The 16,238-nt window shown below is 37.6% G+C and carries 9 protein-coding genes; 8 read left to right on the top strand and 1 reads right to left on the bottom strand.

Translation table 11 applies throughout. The annotated features are described in order from the left end of the window. Positions 1-8: 8 nt before the first annotated feature. The 4 genes from M0D58_RS05350 to M0D58_RS05335 all read left to right on the top strand — a co-directional run bounded on the left by M0D58_RS05350 (position 9) and on the right by M0D58_RS05335 (position 9,883). Positions 9-2,798 (top strand): hypothetical protein, encoded by a 2,790-nt coding sequence (locus tag M0D58_RS05350; protein WP_248394051.1) that lies wholly within the window; start codon positions 9-11, stop codon positions 2,796-2,798. Between the two features lie 13 nt (positions 2,799-2,811). Further along, positions 2,812-6,051 carry an Ig-like domain-containing protein gene (locus M0D58_RS05345; protein WP_248394049.1) on the top strand — a complete coding sequence of 1,080 codons (3,240 nt, stop codon included), beginning with the start codon at positions 2,812-2,814 and terminating at the stop codon, positions 6,049-6,051. A 125-nt stretch (positions 6,052-6,176) separates the two neighbouring features. Then, positions 6,177-8,801, top strand: coding sequence for a PKD domain-containing protein (locus tag M0D58_RS05340; RefSeq protein ID WP_248394047.1), 2,625 nt, complete (start codon positions 6,177-6,179; stop codon positions 8,799-8,801). Between the two features lie 146 nt (positions 8,802-8,947). Beyond that, on the top strand, positions 8,948-9,883 hold the full coding sequence (locus M0D58_RS05335) for a hypothetical protein (RefSeq protein WP_248394046.1): 936 nt from the start codon (positions 8,948-8,950) through the stop codon (positions 9,881-9,883). Between the two features lie 70 nt (positions 9,884-9,953). Here the strand turns inward: M0D58_RS05335 and M0D58_RS05330 are convergent, their stop codons facing one another. Beyond that, on the bottom strand, positions 9,954-10,619 hold the full coding sequence (locus tag M0D58_RS05330) for a S24 family peptidase (protein WP_248394044.1): 666 nt from the start codon (positions 10,617-10,619) through the stop codon (positions 9,954-9,956). A gap of 874 nt (positions 10,620-11,493) precedes the next feature. Between M0D58_RS05330 and M0D58_RS05325 the strand changes: the two genes are divergently transcribed. The 4 genes from M0D58_RS05325 to M0D58_RS05310 all read left to right on the top strand — a co-directional run bounded on the left by M0D58_RS05325 (position 11,494) and on the right by M0D58_RS05310 (position 16,235). Further along, on the top strand, positions 11,494-11,652 hold the full coding sequence (locus M0D58_RS05325; protein WP_157456450.1) for a hypothetical protein: 159 nt from the start codon (positions 11,494-11,496) through the stop codon (positions 11,650-11,652). A 304-nt stretch (positions 11,653-11,956) separates the two neighbouring features. After that, positions 11,957-12,121, top strand: a complete 165-nt coding sequence (locus M0D58_RS05320; RefSeq protein ID WP_248394042.1) for a hypothetical protein — start codon at positions 11,957-11,959, stop codon at positions 12,119-12,121. 189 nt (positions 12,122-12,310) lie between these two features. Next, entirely contained in the window at positions 12,311-12,577 is a 267-nt protein-coding gene (locus M0D58_RS05315) for a hypothetical protein (protein ID WP_248394041.1), read from the top strand. A gap of 349 nt (positions 12,578-12,926) precedes the next feature. Then, positions 12,927-16,235, top strand: coding sequence for a hypothetical protein (locus M0D58_RS05310; protein WP_248394040.1), 3,309 nt, complete (start codon positions 12,927-12,929; stop codon positions 16,233-16,235). Positions 16,236-16,238: the final 3 nt, after the last annotated feature.

Raw genomic sequence — 16,238 nt, 5'->3', positions numbered from 1 at the left:
ACATAACCATGTCAGAAAATAAGCACATTAGTATACCGAAAAATGTAGAAACCGGGGATCAGTCCGATTTTCACTTTCTGCGCAGAACCGGTATTGAATACATAGAGAAATTGGGAGGAAAACTTTGGACAGATTATAACTCTCACGATCCGGGAATTACCACGCTGGAAGTTCTGAGCTATGCCATAACAGATCTCGGGATGAGAATGAACCTCAATATGGAGGACCTTCTCACCTCTGAAGATGAAGATAAAAATATCCATGCCCAATTTTTAAAAACAACGGAAATTCTGCCTTCAAGACCTTTAACGGAGCTCGATTACAGAAAACTTTTCATAGACATCAGCTTTACGGCAGGTCATAAAAGACCGATAAGAAACTGCTGGCTGGTCCCCCACAATGAAAAACTATATGTTGACTGCAAAACAGGAAACATGGATTTTAAGCCTATCGGAGATAAAGTACAAAGCTTTGATGTAAAAGGGATGTATGATCTTTACGTAGACTACTCCGATGATGTTACTGAAGAAAACAGCGGGTGCGGAAAAATTGGTGTCAACCTTCAGATATTGGAACGTTATCATGCCAACAGAAGCCTTTGTGAAGATCTTGCTGAAATTAAAGAAGTTGAAATCCAGAAAGTGGCAGTCTGCGCGCGTATCGGGTTGGTAAATAAAGCCGATGAAGAACTCGTACATGCCAAAGTATTAAAAGCTATTAACAATTACCTGTCTCCGGAGATTCATTTTTACTCGTTAAAACAAATGCTGGAAAAAGGTTTAACAACGGATCAGATCTTTGAAGGCCCGCTTTTGGAAAATGGTTTTATTGATACTGAAGAGCTGAAAAACAGTCAGCTGAGAACAGAAGTCCGCCTTTCGGATATCGTAAGCGAAATCATGAAAATTGACGGTGTAAAAGAAATTCATGAGATTTCTATCGCAGGCTGTGATAGCGTGATCAAACAGAATAACGAGTGGTTGATCTGCATAGAAAAAGGCAGAAAACCGGAGCTTTGCGAACTGAGCTCTTTCAGCTACAGTAAAGGATCGCTTCCATTAAATATTAACGATAAAAAAGTTCAGGAATACCTCCAGACTCTTAAAAAAGAAGAAGAGGTGCTGAGAGAAGATGCGAGGCAGAATAAAGAACTGGCTTTACCGCAGGGAACATCCTATAATGTAGCGGAATATGCTACCATTCTCAATGAATTTCCCGATACCTACGGCGTAGGAATTTCCGGAATTATAGGAAACCACACCCCGCGAAGAGAAGCGCTCGCAAAACAAATGAAAGCGTATCTGTTGTTTTTTGATCAGATTCTCGCGGGCTATTTTAAACATCTTGAAAAAGTAAAGGAAATTTTAAGTGTAAACGGAAATCTGAAAAGAACCTATTTCACACAGGCCCTGAAAAATATTAAAGGATTCGGCGAATTGGTTTCTGATTATCCAACCGGAAATGATGATGCACTTACTGATGCTTTGTATGAAGAATTGGATAACAGCGTGGAACGCCGTAATGAAATCCTGGATCATTTGATTTCCCGTTTTGCAGAAACCTTCAGCGACTATACGTTCCTGATGAAGTCATTATATGGAAACTCTGCAGACGAAATTGTCCTTAATAACAAGCAAAATTTCCTTAGCGAATATGCTTCGATAAGTAAAGACCGCGGATTGGGCTACAACTATACTCTTTTTGCAGATTCGGACCTTTGGAACACCAACAATATTTCCGGTGCCCAAAAAAGGATCGCCCGTTTATTGGGAATTAAGGATTATAGCCAAAGAAATTTATCCCAGTCGCCGGTGTTAATCACCAAAACACAAAATGGAAACCAGGACAACTTTACATGGAAAATAAAAGATGCTTCGGGCAATATTATTTTATCATCCATAAAAAATTATCAGATTGAATATGCCGCAACTAAAATCCTGAACGAAGCCATCTATCAGATTATCCAGATTGATGAAGAAGATCTTGAAAATGCACTGGAGAATTTAGGTCCGTGCGAAGACAATAATTGCTTCATCGGAAACATGAATATCCGGTTTTCCGGTGGTGGTAACTATTATTTTGATGTAATTGATGATTCTCCGGAGAAGAATGTGATTGCTACTCATAAAAGAACAAATCCTTACCAGAATCTTAATGCATTGAAAAATGGAATCCGGGAAACGGTAAAGTATTTCAAATATGATTTTACAGAAGAAGGTATTTTCCTGGTAGAGCATCTGTTATTGAAGCCCGCTGTTAAAGATTACAAGCAGATGGGTGGTATTGGATGCATGGAAATAGAACAGACTTTTAAAATAATGTATGACTTTGAAGATGTGGCTGCCACAGATCCTGTGCAGTATTCGGAAACCTTCATGCATTCTTGTGAAGAAGATTGTGAAACAGATGTTTTTGACCCTTATTCCTACCGGGTGAGCATTGTTCTTCCGGGCTATGCATACCGCTTCCAGGATCCTGATTTCAGACGCTATGCTGAAACTGTTATCAGGCAGGAAATTCCGGCGCATGTTTTAGCAAAAATCTGCTGGGTGGGAGACCGCTTCACAGAAACGCAGACCGCTAAAAGTGACCTCTCAGAATTTGAAGTTGCTTTTAAACAGTACCTGTCGGATAAATCTAAAAATAATCTGCTGAATTTAGGAAACAGCATCTATCAGCTATTGATTGCTCTTACCAATCTAAATAATATTTACAGACCGGGAAGACTTCTGGACTGTGCAAAAGATGATAATGACAGCCTGGACGGAAAAATCATATTAGGACAATCAAACATATAAAAATTGATAAATAATGAATACCAAATTAAATAACGTAACAACCCAATATAGAAAGTTCAACGAAAATCAGGCGTTAACTGAAGGGCAACTAAACGAATTTATAGATTATTTTGAGGATCAGGACAGGATGTCCAGAACCCGTTTGAGCGGAGTTGGATTGGCTTGCGGCTTTGAATCTATTTACCTCAGTCCTCTTTCGCTTTCAGGTTCTGAAATTCTCATGGAGGAACTTCCTCAGATGCAGAAACTGGATCTGGTGGATTATGATAGCGTTGTGATTTCTCAAGGAGCAGGAGTTACCACAGACGGGGATATTATTACATTGCGTAAAAAAGGAAGCACTTCTTCTGAGGTTGCCATAAATTTTGACGCTAACAGCTACAAATATTATAAAAGTTATACGGATGAAGTAGAATATAAACATTTCCGTATCGGCAATAAGCAGATCCCTCTTTTAGAATTAATTACACAGGAAGAATATAATCTGATTCCTAATGGCGGTGGTTTCAGAAATGTAAAAGAATTAGGTAATACCATTTACAACAAAGTTATTATCCTGTATCTGGAAAGCTATTCTAATGATGAAACGCCATGTCAGGACGCAGATTGCGATAATAACGGTGCCGAGCAGGTTTCTAATCTTAAAGTGCTTTTGGCAGACTCTGATGCGGTGCTTAATCTGATCTCTTCGGGGGATGCAAAAGATACTATTTATAAAGCTCATCATACATATCAGTTGCTTTTTGATACGCTGCCTAAATTAGAGGCTAAAAGAGTCATTCTTGATAAAAGCATTGTAAGACCTTCAGATCTTAAAATGAGGTTCCAGAACGCATTCAGTACCGTTACCCAGCTTAGTGACGGTTTTAATAAAATTGCTGATGTTTTCAATATAAATCTCAATTTCAGTGGCCAGGCGCTTATTGATAAACTGACTTCCGTATTATATCCTGCGGAAACTCCAAGACTGGAGGATTATCAGTACCGCTATGATCTGCTGAAAGATTTAATTGATACTTACAATGAAATAAAGGGGCTTATTTTGCATCTTGATGCAGAATGCTGCCCGGATATCAATTCATTTCCGAAACACCTTTTGCTGGGCCGTGTAGGAGCATCACTGGAATTAGGGGAGGATACCCTTTACCGTCACAGTTTCTACCACTCACCGGTAACCACAACAGAGGATGAAAATTATGAAAGAGTGATTATGCTTGCCAATCGTTTTGTGCAGAAAATCAATGGATTTCAGTCTTATATCGGACCTGTTAAAATTACTCCTTCCAATCAGTATGTCAGATTAGGTGATAAAGCTATTCCGTACTATTATAATGTCGACAGCTTGTTGTTGAATAAATGGAACTATGAAAAAACTAAAACCGACAGGGAAACTTACAACCTAAGTTATCATACGGGAAATCTTGCAGGTGATGATTTTATTCAGGATCCTTTAAGTTATAATATTGATGATAATGATTTCTACAGAATCGAAGGTCATATTGGAATGCCATACAGAACCGCGATGCAGAACATCAATGATATCAAAACAAAATACGGATTGGCTTTTGATGTAATCGCGTTGGTTTTGCAAAAAGGGGAAACTCCCGTTGAGCCGGATAAAGAAACCGTATCCATTGATGACCTGAGAAAACATCTAATATCAATTTCCTCCGATATCAGCAGGGAAAAAAGCGATTCGCGAAATACCCTTCTCACAATCTCAAAACTGGATGAAAAATTAAAACTGCTTAATAAAGCTGAGTTTTCCAAAGAAGGAGAAGGTGTTACTGTAGTAAGGCAGGATCCTAAAAAAGATGATGTAGTAAGTGAACTTTTAAGTGAGTTCTTAGACCGAAAATCAGGTTTGGAACATCTTGCCGGTGTAGAACACGGAGGTACATTTGTATTGCTGTACTGGTCGGAAGCCAACAACCAGGTTCTGGCAGATTTCTCTTTACCTTACCTGTGCTGCTCAAAAGAAAAGCCTAATATTCCGCCAATTGCCAAAGACGACAAAGCTTCATGCCTGATCGGACAATCTGTAACAATACCTGTTTTAGATAATGATTATGATGCGGATAATGATGCACTCACCGTAATTAAAAAATCAAATCCTTCACATGGATCAGTAATATTGAACAGCAATGGAACATTCAAATATACCCATGATGGTTCTGCTAATCTTGAAGACTCATTCACGTATTGTGTTAATGACGGCAGAGATGATAGTAATATTGCTACGGTATTTATTACGGTTAAATCTCCTCCGGTAGCTGTAAACGACCATGCTTCCGTAGCAAATAACGAACATGTGGACATTGCTGTTAAAGATAATGATTACGATTTAGGAAATACACCGTTATCCGTTATTATAGACACTCAGCCGGCTTACGGAACAGCAACACTGAGACCTGATGGCAAAATCAGATATACTCATAACGGATCAAACACTCTTTTAGATTCCTTTACCTATCATATAAATGATGGCGAATTAGACAGTAACATAGCAACAGTAACTGTCAGAATTGGTCCGCCACCATGTAATTCAGGTATGGATGTAGTTTTCATATTTGATTATACGGCGAGTATGGGAGGTCAGATTGAGGCTGCTAAAACCGGAGCGGGTAGTATTATAACAACAATACAGAATCAGTCGTCTCCTAATCCATACAGATTGGGTATCGTACTGGCGGATGAAACAAATTCCAGAACAAATTCGGGCTATAGCTCAGCAGCGGCATACACAAGCCTGCCGGCAGCCCAGAGATTTGTTAATACGGGAATTGGTTCAAAATACCAGTGGATTACGGCAATGGAGGTTATGTCAGAAAATAATGTTTCCACATTTACCAGTCAGCTTGGTAAAATTAATAATCCTACCGGAGGCCTTAGCCTCGGATGGGGAGAGGGAGGTCCGGAACCTACCGATATGGCATTAAGCAGAGTGGTAGAGCATGATTTCGCCGGTGCATTCAGAAATGGCGTGGCCAAATATGTGATCATTATAACAGATATTGTACCTGGAGGTAATGATGATACTGCAAACGGACTGGATGTAACAGAAATTAACAGGCTGAAAACAGTTTGCCTTTCCAAGTCCATCAAGGTAATTGTGCTGGGAGCTGGCGTAGAGCAGCAGATAGAAGGAAAATACATCTGGAAAGAGCTTGCCAACGGAACCGGAGGTTCATGGAACACCAGCTACAATGCAAGTGCTATTCAAACTGCAATTATAAATGGTTGTGGAGGTTAATATGATAAAGACATCACATGATCAGAATATCATATTCTATCGTGATGATATACTTCTTGGGCAGAAAATTTTCTGCCTGAGAAGCTTATAAAGCTTTTTCATAAATCATTAAAAAATTAATAATAATGAATAATCAATTAAGTAATATATCAACCCAGTACCGTAAATTCAGTAAAGGACAGTATGTAAAGCATCCCCAGTTCAATGAGTTTTTAGACTTTTTTGAAGATCAGGACCGTTTATCCAGAGTGATGCTTCAGGGGGTGGGTATTGTTTGCGGTTTCAAACCGGATCTTATTTATGCCGATAAACTCCTGAGCAGCATACGCCTTTCGCAAGGAATAGCGGTAACGACAGATGGTGATTTGCTGACTTTAAGCAATACCAATGCGATTAGTGAAGATTTATATGTAAGTGAACTGAAAACCATTGATATACAAAACAAAGACTTCACACATTTTAAAGTATACGAGGATTTCAAAGTGAAATATAAGCCATTTCGTAAAAATAATGGACTTGGCAATCAAATTGAACTTTGGGAGCTGGCTACGGCAAAGGAAGCAAATTCGGATTTTCAACCCATCAGTAATCTTGCCGGTTTGGAGGATAAATATGTCCTTCTTTATCTTGAAAGCTACGAAAAGGAAATTAAACCCTGCAGGGGAGTAGACTGTGACAATCACGGTGTTCAGCAGATCCGGAATCTCAAAGTATTGGTTACTACCGCTGAAGGTATTATCAATATTCTTGGAGAAAATGTTCTTGTAAAAGATCCGGATAGCGGAGCGCTTGTACCGGCTCCGATGGATCGTATCCAGCCTCATCCGTTATTTATAGAAGATATCCTTAAATATGGGAAGCAGGAGCGTGTTATTGTAGAAAAACTTATTGCAGAACAGGGCGTTAATGCATCTTTTTTATCTTCTGATATAAAAAGTTTGTATGCTGATGTTTTGGAGAACAATCAGTATGGTAAAGTTATTTTCGAAAAAATCAATGCAATTGCTCAGCTAATAGGGCTTCCTGCTGTTAATTATCAGGGATTTAAAAACACATTGGAAAGCTTTCTCGGTCAAAATGCGGGTTTTCAGTATGCATATGATGTGATCAAAGATTTATCAGATACTTATAGTGAAATTATAAAGTTACTTCCTAAAGCATTTACGGTAAATCTTCCGGACCTGAATTCTTTTCCCAAACACATTATGTTGGGAAAACTGGTTCCGGTTAAGCAACTGGATTTTTCAAGACACCGGTTTTACAATTCATCCGTTTTGGATGATGAAAAAAACTCTGCAAGAGTACAATTGCTGATCAGCCGTTTTACACAGCAGGTACAGAATTTCAGAAACTTTACGGTTGCTGATAACGGCAGTGCACAGATTAAAATCACTCCGTCACAGAAATTAAATCCCCTTAGTAATAAAGCGGTTCCTTTCTACTACACAATCAGTGAAGAATTCCTGAAAACCTGGAACTATGATAAAACAGGCAATCGTTCATACAGAGATAATTTAGCCTTCAATAATTGGTTGTCGACGGATGTGCATATTCAGGAACCTCTACTGTTTAATATAGACAAAAACTCATTTTATAATATAGAAGGACATCAGGGAATGCATTATGAAAAAGCTTTCAATATGCTAAACCAGATCAGGGATGAAAAACAGTTGGGATTTGATGTGATGATGTTGTCTTTGGAAGAGCTTATAGATAATAAAGACATGTTTAAGGCATATTTCAATGAATATGTAGAAAAACATCCCGGACTGGAGCACAGGCGCGGAGTGGAAAAAGGCGGCACTTTTATTATTATGTACGAGTCATCAGAAAACCCGGTGGTTTTTGCAGATTTTTCACTTCCTTACATTTGCTGCACCCCGAAAATTGATGTTAAATTAACACTTCCAACTACGGTTATTTGTGCTAAAGCTGGCTCAATACCATTTACCGTGTATCCTATGAACGGAGATGTAAAAGCGGTTGTCACTTCAGGCTTGGATGGTGGCGTAGAACAATCAGCCGGCGGACAATATGTCTTTAATCCTTCTCGGGTAAGCCCGCAATTATATGGAAAAGCCATCGTTTTCACGGTTAACGGAAAGCCTACCAGTTGCACTATCAAGGTGAATAAGGAATCTGATGTACATATTGAGGTGGCTTCAGTTATTTATCCGTCGGGAGATTCCAACGAGACAAAAGTGAAATTTAAAATTTCGGGAACAGGATTTACAACCTATGATTACAATTGGGACTTCTTGCAGAATGGTAATTTTGTCAATCTGAAACCTGATGGAGAAGGAAATGTAAACTACATTTATTACGATTTGAATCCGGCTGAAATTCCTGTAATAACCGTGAATGTAAATAGCAACGGCTGTACTCAGATCATTACGATCAGAAATTGGTATAATGGTCCCGTTACAACCATTGATGATATTTCATTCCCAAAAGGAAATTGCTGCGAAGGCGTAATGCCAACTATCAGAGCTGAAGCAGGAGATTTCCAAAGGTTCCCTTTATCTAAAAATTCCTTTGTATTGACAGGAAGCGGATCGGGAGCGGATACATTGTATTATTCTTGGATACAGACACAGGGTCCTGCAGTAACGCTTATGGATGTTAATAAACCTTCTTTAATAGTGAAAAACCTTATCATCGGCACTTACGAATTTAAGCTCACGGTTATTGATCCTCATAGTGGTGCTTTTGCTACCGATCTTGTGCAGGTAAGTGTATTCGAAGGATAGCTAATGATCTGTAATATATCATCTTACTCTTGAGTGCAGGTAATATTAAAGTACAGATTTCTGTATAATCTTATTAGGAGGTGTTTTAATTATTAAGAGTTTTTAAACACCTCTTTTTATACCGATAAATAAAAAAATATAATATAATGGCAATAGCAACATGCAATATTTCATTTGAGGTACATTATACCTCTTCCGTTCCTATAACGGGTGCAGTCGCGTCCTACAAAATAAAGGATTCGGCAGATCCATATACGGTGTTCAATATCACTCCGGTACCGTCTAATGGAGGTTTGGTAATCCTTCCTGCAATTATAAAATCCGGGGAATACGAATTGGTAGTAGAGTTAACAGCTTCAGGAGTTGTTACCAGAAAAGTAAGTTCTTTCAAAATTGGTAATTGTGGAACGTCCGTCTGCGAAACACCGGCTATAAAAAATGTAGAGGTACGAGAAAACGGGCAGATTGTAATGGATTACATGGTGGATGATATAAATCTTGATACACCGGAATATCAGATAGCAACAGATCCGGACTTTAATGATGTTATTCACTTCAGGGTAGATTTTGATTACACTCCGCTTGAAAATGTTTATATGGACGGCGGAAATATTCCTGAAAATACATCTCTTTATATGAGGGCCAGAAAACATTGCTTATCTCCAGCCGGAATTTCAGACTGGTCTAATGTATTTCAGTTTGAATCCAAAAGATGGGTCATTAAAAAAGCACCTTATACTTTTGCGGATGCTTTCTGTGTTTCGGCGAAATTTAAAGATCCCACCAATAGCAATGAGTCCGGCGCAAGTATTTGCTGGAGCGAAGGCGTTTTGAAGAAAACAATCAGTCTTACAACACCTTTTCCGCAGGAAGGAAGCTATATTTACCTGAGCGATGGTATTACACCGGCAATCCCGGCGAACCTGGGTAGCTTTGATACGGGTGTAGCCAGCAGTGGCTTTAAAGACAGGGGGATCAGATGGGTGAGGTTCGGAAGTTATAACGGAAGTAAAATTTATAATGTAGACCCTTCCAGTGGCCTGATAACCAGTATTTCAACATCATATAATTGTGCAACCTGATAAGAAGCATGATCTGAGTATATCTTAATAAAATCCTCCGTTTGTGAGGATTTTATTAAGTCAGATCTCTTTATCTTCTGTTATTCTTACGTCTTGTACTGATGATGTTGAACAGTTTGGCAACATCCTGAAGATGGATTTCAAAATCATCGTAATATTCATTAAGAGAGTGCAGGGTAATAATGCCTTTTTCAACATCATGGTTAATGATTCGTTTTACCAGAATGCCTTTTTCTTTATGAACAATTACAAAATCCCATTTATCATAATGCAGCTTACTCATCCAGTAATCTTGTCTTATACTCCTGCATAAAATGATATCACCTTCCAGGTAGCTTTCGTAGGATCCGTCGTCCATACTGTCTCCTCTCACTTCAAAACACATGTACTCACCGCGGTGCTCAACATCGTCGGTAAAAGGAATTGTAGGGAGACTTTCTATATATTCTTCGTCAGCAAATCTGCTGAGATATCCTGCTTGTGCATATTGATTGGCCAGAGGGACATTCATTATCTTCAGGTCTGAAAAAGCAAGCGGCGAGGCACTGTCTTCATTTTGTTTTTTCTCTTGGTTCAACAGGAGATTGGTAATGAAATAAGCCGTGGTTTCAGGTATTTTCCGTTCGCCTTTTTCCCAGTATTGTACGGCTCTGGTGCCGACTCCTATGGATTTTGCGATCTCGGCCTGCTTCATATTAAGCTTTTTCCTGATTTCTTTGAATTCTAAATAGTTCATTTTGATGTGTTTATGGTCATTGTGTAAAAAAATTACGAAAAATATTCATAATTATTTTTTTAAAAGCGAACATTGTTCGTATATTTGTTTCACAGTTAAGATGGAACACTGCAAATATACAAAATTATATTGATGATTTAATTTTTATTTGAAGTTTAGAAACTTTATTTGAATTAAATATCTATTTATAATCAATGGTTTAAATGCTTTTTCTGTACTTAAGGACTTTAAAAAATTAGATTTCCTCTTTTTGTTTTGTTTGGCGCTTAAACGAACAAAAAAAATATTTCTGGTTTTTATAAATGTAAAAATTGCGCTTTTTGTACTTGTTTTAATGAGTTTGATGCGTGTTGTGGTGTGTGATGGTGAATGAAATGCGGTTGTTTTTTATTCATTGCAGAAATGAAACTGCTTTCCTAAATATTTCCTTATTGCCAATAATAAAAAAGCAAGCCGAAATATAAATATTGTAACTGTTAACATATAAAATATCGATTAATTGTAGTTATCAGTAAGGATTGTTGCACATGCTAATACACATTGTAGACAAACTTATCATCTTATAAGATATAATGTTGCGCTCTTTAAAACGAATTACTGGTCGGTAAACGAAGTGGCTCGCCTATAAAACATTGATTTGATAGCAGCAACGGAAAATACGATAGGTAATATTTAGCAGAAAGGCTGGATGCTGTTATGAAGATTAAGAATGGCGGATCTGCTTTTCTAAAAATCAAAAACAATAATGTAATGAACATCTTTCAAAGGCTTGAAACAAGTCTTTAGGGTTTCTTATGGTCTTATTTAAACAATAAATAAGAAAGCTGAGGTGTCTTTTTAAAAAAAACTTTTAACATAAAAACTTTAACCAAACATGAAACGTAGCAAAGAATTAGTAGAAAAAAGAAAAGATTTTGTCATTGATTATGTAAAGCGTAATCAGGATAAACAGATGAAGGTAATTGTAACCGAACTCACAGAGATGCTTTTTTTATCCGAAAGAACAATATACAATATCATTCTTCAGGCATAGATCTGCATCCGGTCTTATTCATATTTCTTTTAAAAACTGATAATAACCATGAATTTAATCTGCATTATAATCTTATAATGTAGAACAGGACTACATAACTCAAATAACGATCCGAAACCATATTCATAAAAAGGGTTGTCCTAAAGTCTTTCATAAATTCATCTTACAGGTAATTACTAAGGTAAAAAGGTTTTTGCTTTTAGTTCTGTTGTTTAAGCTAATGATGAGCTTAAGGCAGGAACCTTGTGCCCTTAGAAGAATTATTACTAATTAAAAAAGTGTTCAATTTAAAACTTCAGTAACCATGAAAAAGAGAAGAAAAAAAATAAAGAAAAACCGAGAAATAAACAAAAATCCAAGAAAAAACATTGATGATATTATCGATGAATTAGCCTATATGGACGAAAACAAAAACATGCAGAAAAGCAAAAGGTTTTTGGATGATATGTACATCCTCGACCTGGAATAAATGATGCATCTGACCGTGCGTCAAAATCAAAATTTGAATCAATATATATATTAAGAGAAAAGATGAATTTAGATAGTATAAAAGCCCTTTTAATCGGAACTGCCATTGCATTTTCAGGCGGATTATTAAGGGTCTTAATTTCAATACAGAATAAAGAAAAAAAAGCCGTGGGAACACCTGATTACCTTGATGATCGTTATTATCGTAGGGTTTACCATGAGTTATCTCATGAACAGGGCCGAACTGCACGACAAATGGTATTCGACAGGGATATTATTTGTACTGGGTTACGGTTATGATAAATTCTTAAAGATGATCACCACTAATCTGCCAAACTGGATCGAAAAAGCAGTAAACCTTTTTATTGAAACCCGATACGGCATCAGAGCAGAAAAGCAAATTGATCAAAAGGAAGAACCTGCAATAGGATTTCCTGAAGATCAGGTGAAAAAGTAAATATGAACTGCAGGCCTTTAGGTGAAATCAATCAAAGCAATTGAGTACTTAAAAATGCATTACTGCAACTACAGAATTCATCGTACGAAAAACAAGGTATTCTGACAGAAAAATATGATTTTTGAAACATAGAATTTAAAAGCTCAGATAACAGGAAAAAACTTGGAGTGGCTCAATCATTACCTGTTTCTCATACATAGCCGGACGCCACTTCTGATTACTTGCATTCTTTAAAAATCACCCGCTCCGGGTCCGATTTTCACATTCAACAGGTATATAAAACGCAATTATTTCAATTGCGTTTTGTATGTCTTTTTTACATCCAATTATGAAATAAAAAAACTAATTCATGAAAGCACCAAAACCTGTAGAAACAGTCAAAAAAGCCCATCATAACCCAAATATAAAACCAAAACCGAAAAATCCGCTGGCAAAATTTTTTTCCGGAATGAAAGCTGCTGCGATGCAGTCTCAAAAATCCGTAGACACTGCCGGTAAGCAAGGATTGACAAAAGCAGATAAAAACCCGGTTGCTTCAAATGGCAAAGTAACGCCCGTTCATGGTTCGCAAACCATTTACGACCAAGGTTCGGAGGTGATGTACGGAAAGCTTCGGGAAAGTTTACAACAAACCGGAAATATCAGTCATCCGGAAACGAAGGATGTGGAAAAAGGATATATGACGACACTGAATGTCAGTCAGGTACAGGATTATCATCAGCTTAAATCCGGAAATTATACCCCAAAAACTTTACAGGAACAGGCTGTGGTTCATCAGATGCTTAAAAAACCTGAAAATAAAGTAAAAACAACAGAAGAAAAAGAACTCGTAAAAGCCGCTGATCTTACACCTAAGGTACCAAAACCTGTTGTAGATCAAAAGCCGAAGGAGAAGCTGGCTGAAATTAAAAAACCTCAGATTAAACCGGTTTTATCTGATGTCAATGCCGGCAGCTCAAAAAAGACTGCAGATAAAAGTGAAAATTTCCAATCTGAAAAAAGAAAAGGAAATGATGAGAAAAAATCCGACAATAAAAAATTAAATACAAAAACCAAAGGAGAAGAAGAAGCAAAAGTTGTTGTTCCTGATGATATTCAACCTGTTCTTATGCCAAGAATGGATAAAGCTGTTGACAGTGAGCAGGCTGAAGTAGAGCCGGATGCACAAACTACCGTTAATATTCTTGGTCTTGTTGCTGCAGCTCAGGAATTCAGAGATCAGGGAGTTGAAGCAAGGAACCAGGTGAAATCACAGAATGAGGCAGCAAAAGGATTAAAAAATAAAATCAGGGAGGTTGAAAAAACAATTCATCAGTCAGACGATGATCTGCAAAAATCGGAAGACGGCATTCAGACAAAGGAAACTTTAGTGAATCAACTGGAAAGAGGACTGGAAACTTCCGTGAAAAGGCAGCAGAAAGTAGAGCAGGAAGTTGGAACTTACCAGGAAGAGTATCATAAGAATAAATCAAAATCAACTGATTTGCATAAAGAAGCAACTGATTTACTCGGCGGATCGCAGAAACATCAGGATCCTGAAAATGATGATTCCGGAAAGCTTACTCAAAAATTAAGAGAGCTCAACAGCAACGCTGCTACAATAGATCAGGCAGTTTCACAGTCGGGAAATACTGTTCAGAAATTAACTCAGGAAGCCCAGCAGGCTAAAGCTAAAAATACGGCAATACGCAAGGAAGCCTTATCTTCAAAAGAATCTATACGGAAATCAAAAGCAAAACTCGCGGCAGATACCAAACAGAATAATGAGGCTAAAAAACAGCTGGCAAAACTTAACCCAAAACTAAAGGCAGCTGAATCGGAAAGCAAAAAATTAGACAAAGAAGCTAGTGCTTTATTGCGTGATTCTTATAGTATTGAGCGTGATGTTATAAAAACCCAGAATGCGTACTATAAAAACATGGCTACCGTTGAGGGACGAAATAGCCTAACACAAAAAGAAAAAGATAAAATTCAGCAGGCTCCCAAAGAGCTTGATCCTTCAGAACGTTTATTGATTGATTTTTCGCAACTAAAAACACAGGATGATCAGGTCGCTTTTGTAAGAGGATTAAATCCAAATGAACAAAACCTTTTAAAAGAAAAATTTGAACAGGTAACAGCCAATTATGATCATGATCAGTCCGAACAGCAAAACTCCATCAGCGAGAATGTAGAAACTATCAGAAATAGCCAAATAGAAAACTTTAATAATAAGCGAAAAGATGCTTTACAGAAACCGTTAAATCTGGTAACCAAAAACCTGAACAGGATTACCGGTTTAAAAAGACTCTGGATGTCTATTACCATTGCTTTTTCCGGTATCTGGAATGATATTACTTCGATAACCTGGTCTGATGTGGGCAAACTCATCAACTCTATTATTAATCCTAAAGAGTGGTATCATACCATTTCAGGTTCAATACAGGGAATTTGGGATGATCTGACGAATTGGAAAGGATTCTCCCAGGATCCTGTAGGAATGATTCTTCAGAAAGCTGCAGGAATAGCCAATAAAGTACTCGCTATTGCAGGTGTGATTACCGGAATATTGGGTGTTTTAACATTAGCGGCAACGGTAGGATCCATCTTCACTTTGGGTGGTTTGGCCCCGTTAGCGGCCTGGCTGGCAGGAGCAACCATAACGATGGGTACCATCACCTTCTGGATCGGAGCTATTGCACTGGGACTGAATGTACTCAACGGAATAAAAAATATTTACGATATCCATACGGCAAAAACGGCTGAAGTTTTATTTAAAAATTCCGGCGAGCTGAAAAGTGATATTACCAATTCAGGAATGGCTATTCTGGCAATAATCGGAGGGAAAGCCTCACAAAAAGGGGGCGCTTCTATAAAAGATCTGGCCAAAAGAAATCCGAAAACTTTTGGTAAACGGATGTTTATTAATGTAAAAAACGGTTTAAAAGCAAAAATTGTTTCTATCCCTCGCAAGATAACATCGGTTTTCAAAAAAGAAACCTGGATGAAATGGGCTCAGAATTTCAAAGCAGCTTATAAAAAAGCACAGGAATGGGTGACTGAGCCTTTCAGGAAAAAAGCTACGACACCTCAAAACCGCAATTTAAATCAGCTTCCTTTTGAAGAGCAAACCGTTCCGGACAGAATGCATGAGCAGCCACTAAAGGATAGAAGTAAAAAAATAGATAATAACAATGATCTTGATGCTGAAACAACTAAAGATGGTATATTTGATAAAAATTCAGACCTTAAAAAAGATCCTAATGTAGTAATTTATGAGGACAGAATTATTCTTGAGGATGGTGCTCCTGAATTATCTGGTACTCAATCATCATCATTTATGGCTGGAAAATATAAAGGCTCTAAATTGAAGCAAGACAAAATTTATTACAGAGCCGGAGAATCTGGCAAGCCACTTGGTCAATATTTTTCTGAAGATCCTCCGGCTGGGGTGTTACAGGTTAGAATAGATAAAGCAATACTTCCTGTATGGCCAACAGGAGATAAATCGATCATAAATATGGCATATAAAATTAAAATACCGGCCGGAACTTTTATTTATGAAGGAGAAATTGCCGGACAGGGAGGAATTTATCTGGGAGGTACAAAACAAATTTTTATCTCCGAGCCATGGAAAATCAGTGGAGTTGAAGTTTTAGAAAGTTATCCGTTAAAATAAAGA

Source organism: Chryseobacterium nepalense (assembly GCF_023195755.1).
In the GTDB taxonomy this organism is placed as follows: domain Bacteria; phylum Bacteroidota; class Bacteroidia; order Flavobacteriales; family Weeksellaceae; genus Chryseobacterium; species Chryseobacterium nepalense.
The sequence above is the reverse complement of the archived record's forward strand: the minus strand, read 5'-3'. Positions and strand labels throughout refer to the sequence as shown.

Excerpts from the sequence above, each read along its gene's own strand:
- M0D58_RS05350 (WP_248394051.1), top strand. The coding sequence starts at position 9 with ATGTCAGAAAATAAGCACATTAGTATACCGAAAAATGTAGAAACCGGG.
- M0D58_RS05345 (WP_248394049.1), top strand. The coding sequence starts at position 2,812 with ATGAATACCAAATTAAATAACGTAACAACCCAATATAGAAAGTTCAAC.
- M0D58_RS05340 (WP_248394047.1), top strand. The coding sequence starts at position 6,177 with ATGAATAATCAATTAAGTAATATATCAACCCAGTACCGTAAATTCAGT.
- M0D58_RS05335 (WP_248394046.1), top strand. The coding sequence starts at position 8,948 with ATGGCAATAGCAACATGCAATATTTCATTTGAGGTACATTATACCTCT.
- M0D58_RS05330 (WP_248394044.1), bottom strand. The coding sequence starts at position 10,619 with ATGAACTATTTAGAATTCAAAGAAATCAGGAAAAAGCTTAATATGAAG.
- M0D58_RS05325 (WP_157456450.1), top strand. The coding sequence starts at position 11,494 with ATGAAACGTAGCAAAGAATTAGTAGAAAAAAGAAAAGATTTTGTCATT.
- M0D58_RS05320 (WP_248394042.1), top strand. The coding sequence starts at position 11,957 with ATGAAAAAGAGAAGAAAAAAAATAAAGAAAAACCGAGAAATAAACAAA.
- M0D58_RS05315 (WP_248394041.1), top strand. The coding sequence starts at position 12,311 with ATGATCGTTATTATCGTAGGGTTTACCATGAGTTATCTCATGAACAGG.
- M0D58_RS05310 (WP_248394040.1), top strand. The coding sequence starts at position 12,927 with ATGAAAGCACCAAAACCTGTAGAAACAGTCAAAAAAGCCCATCATAAC.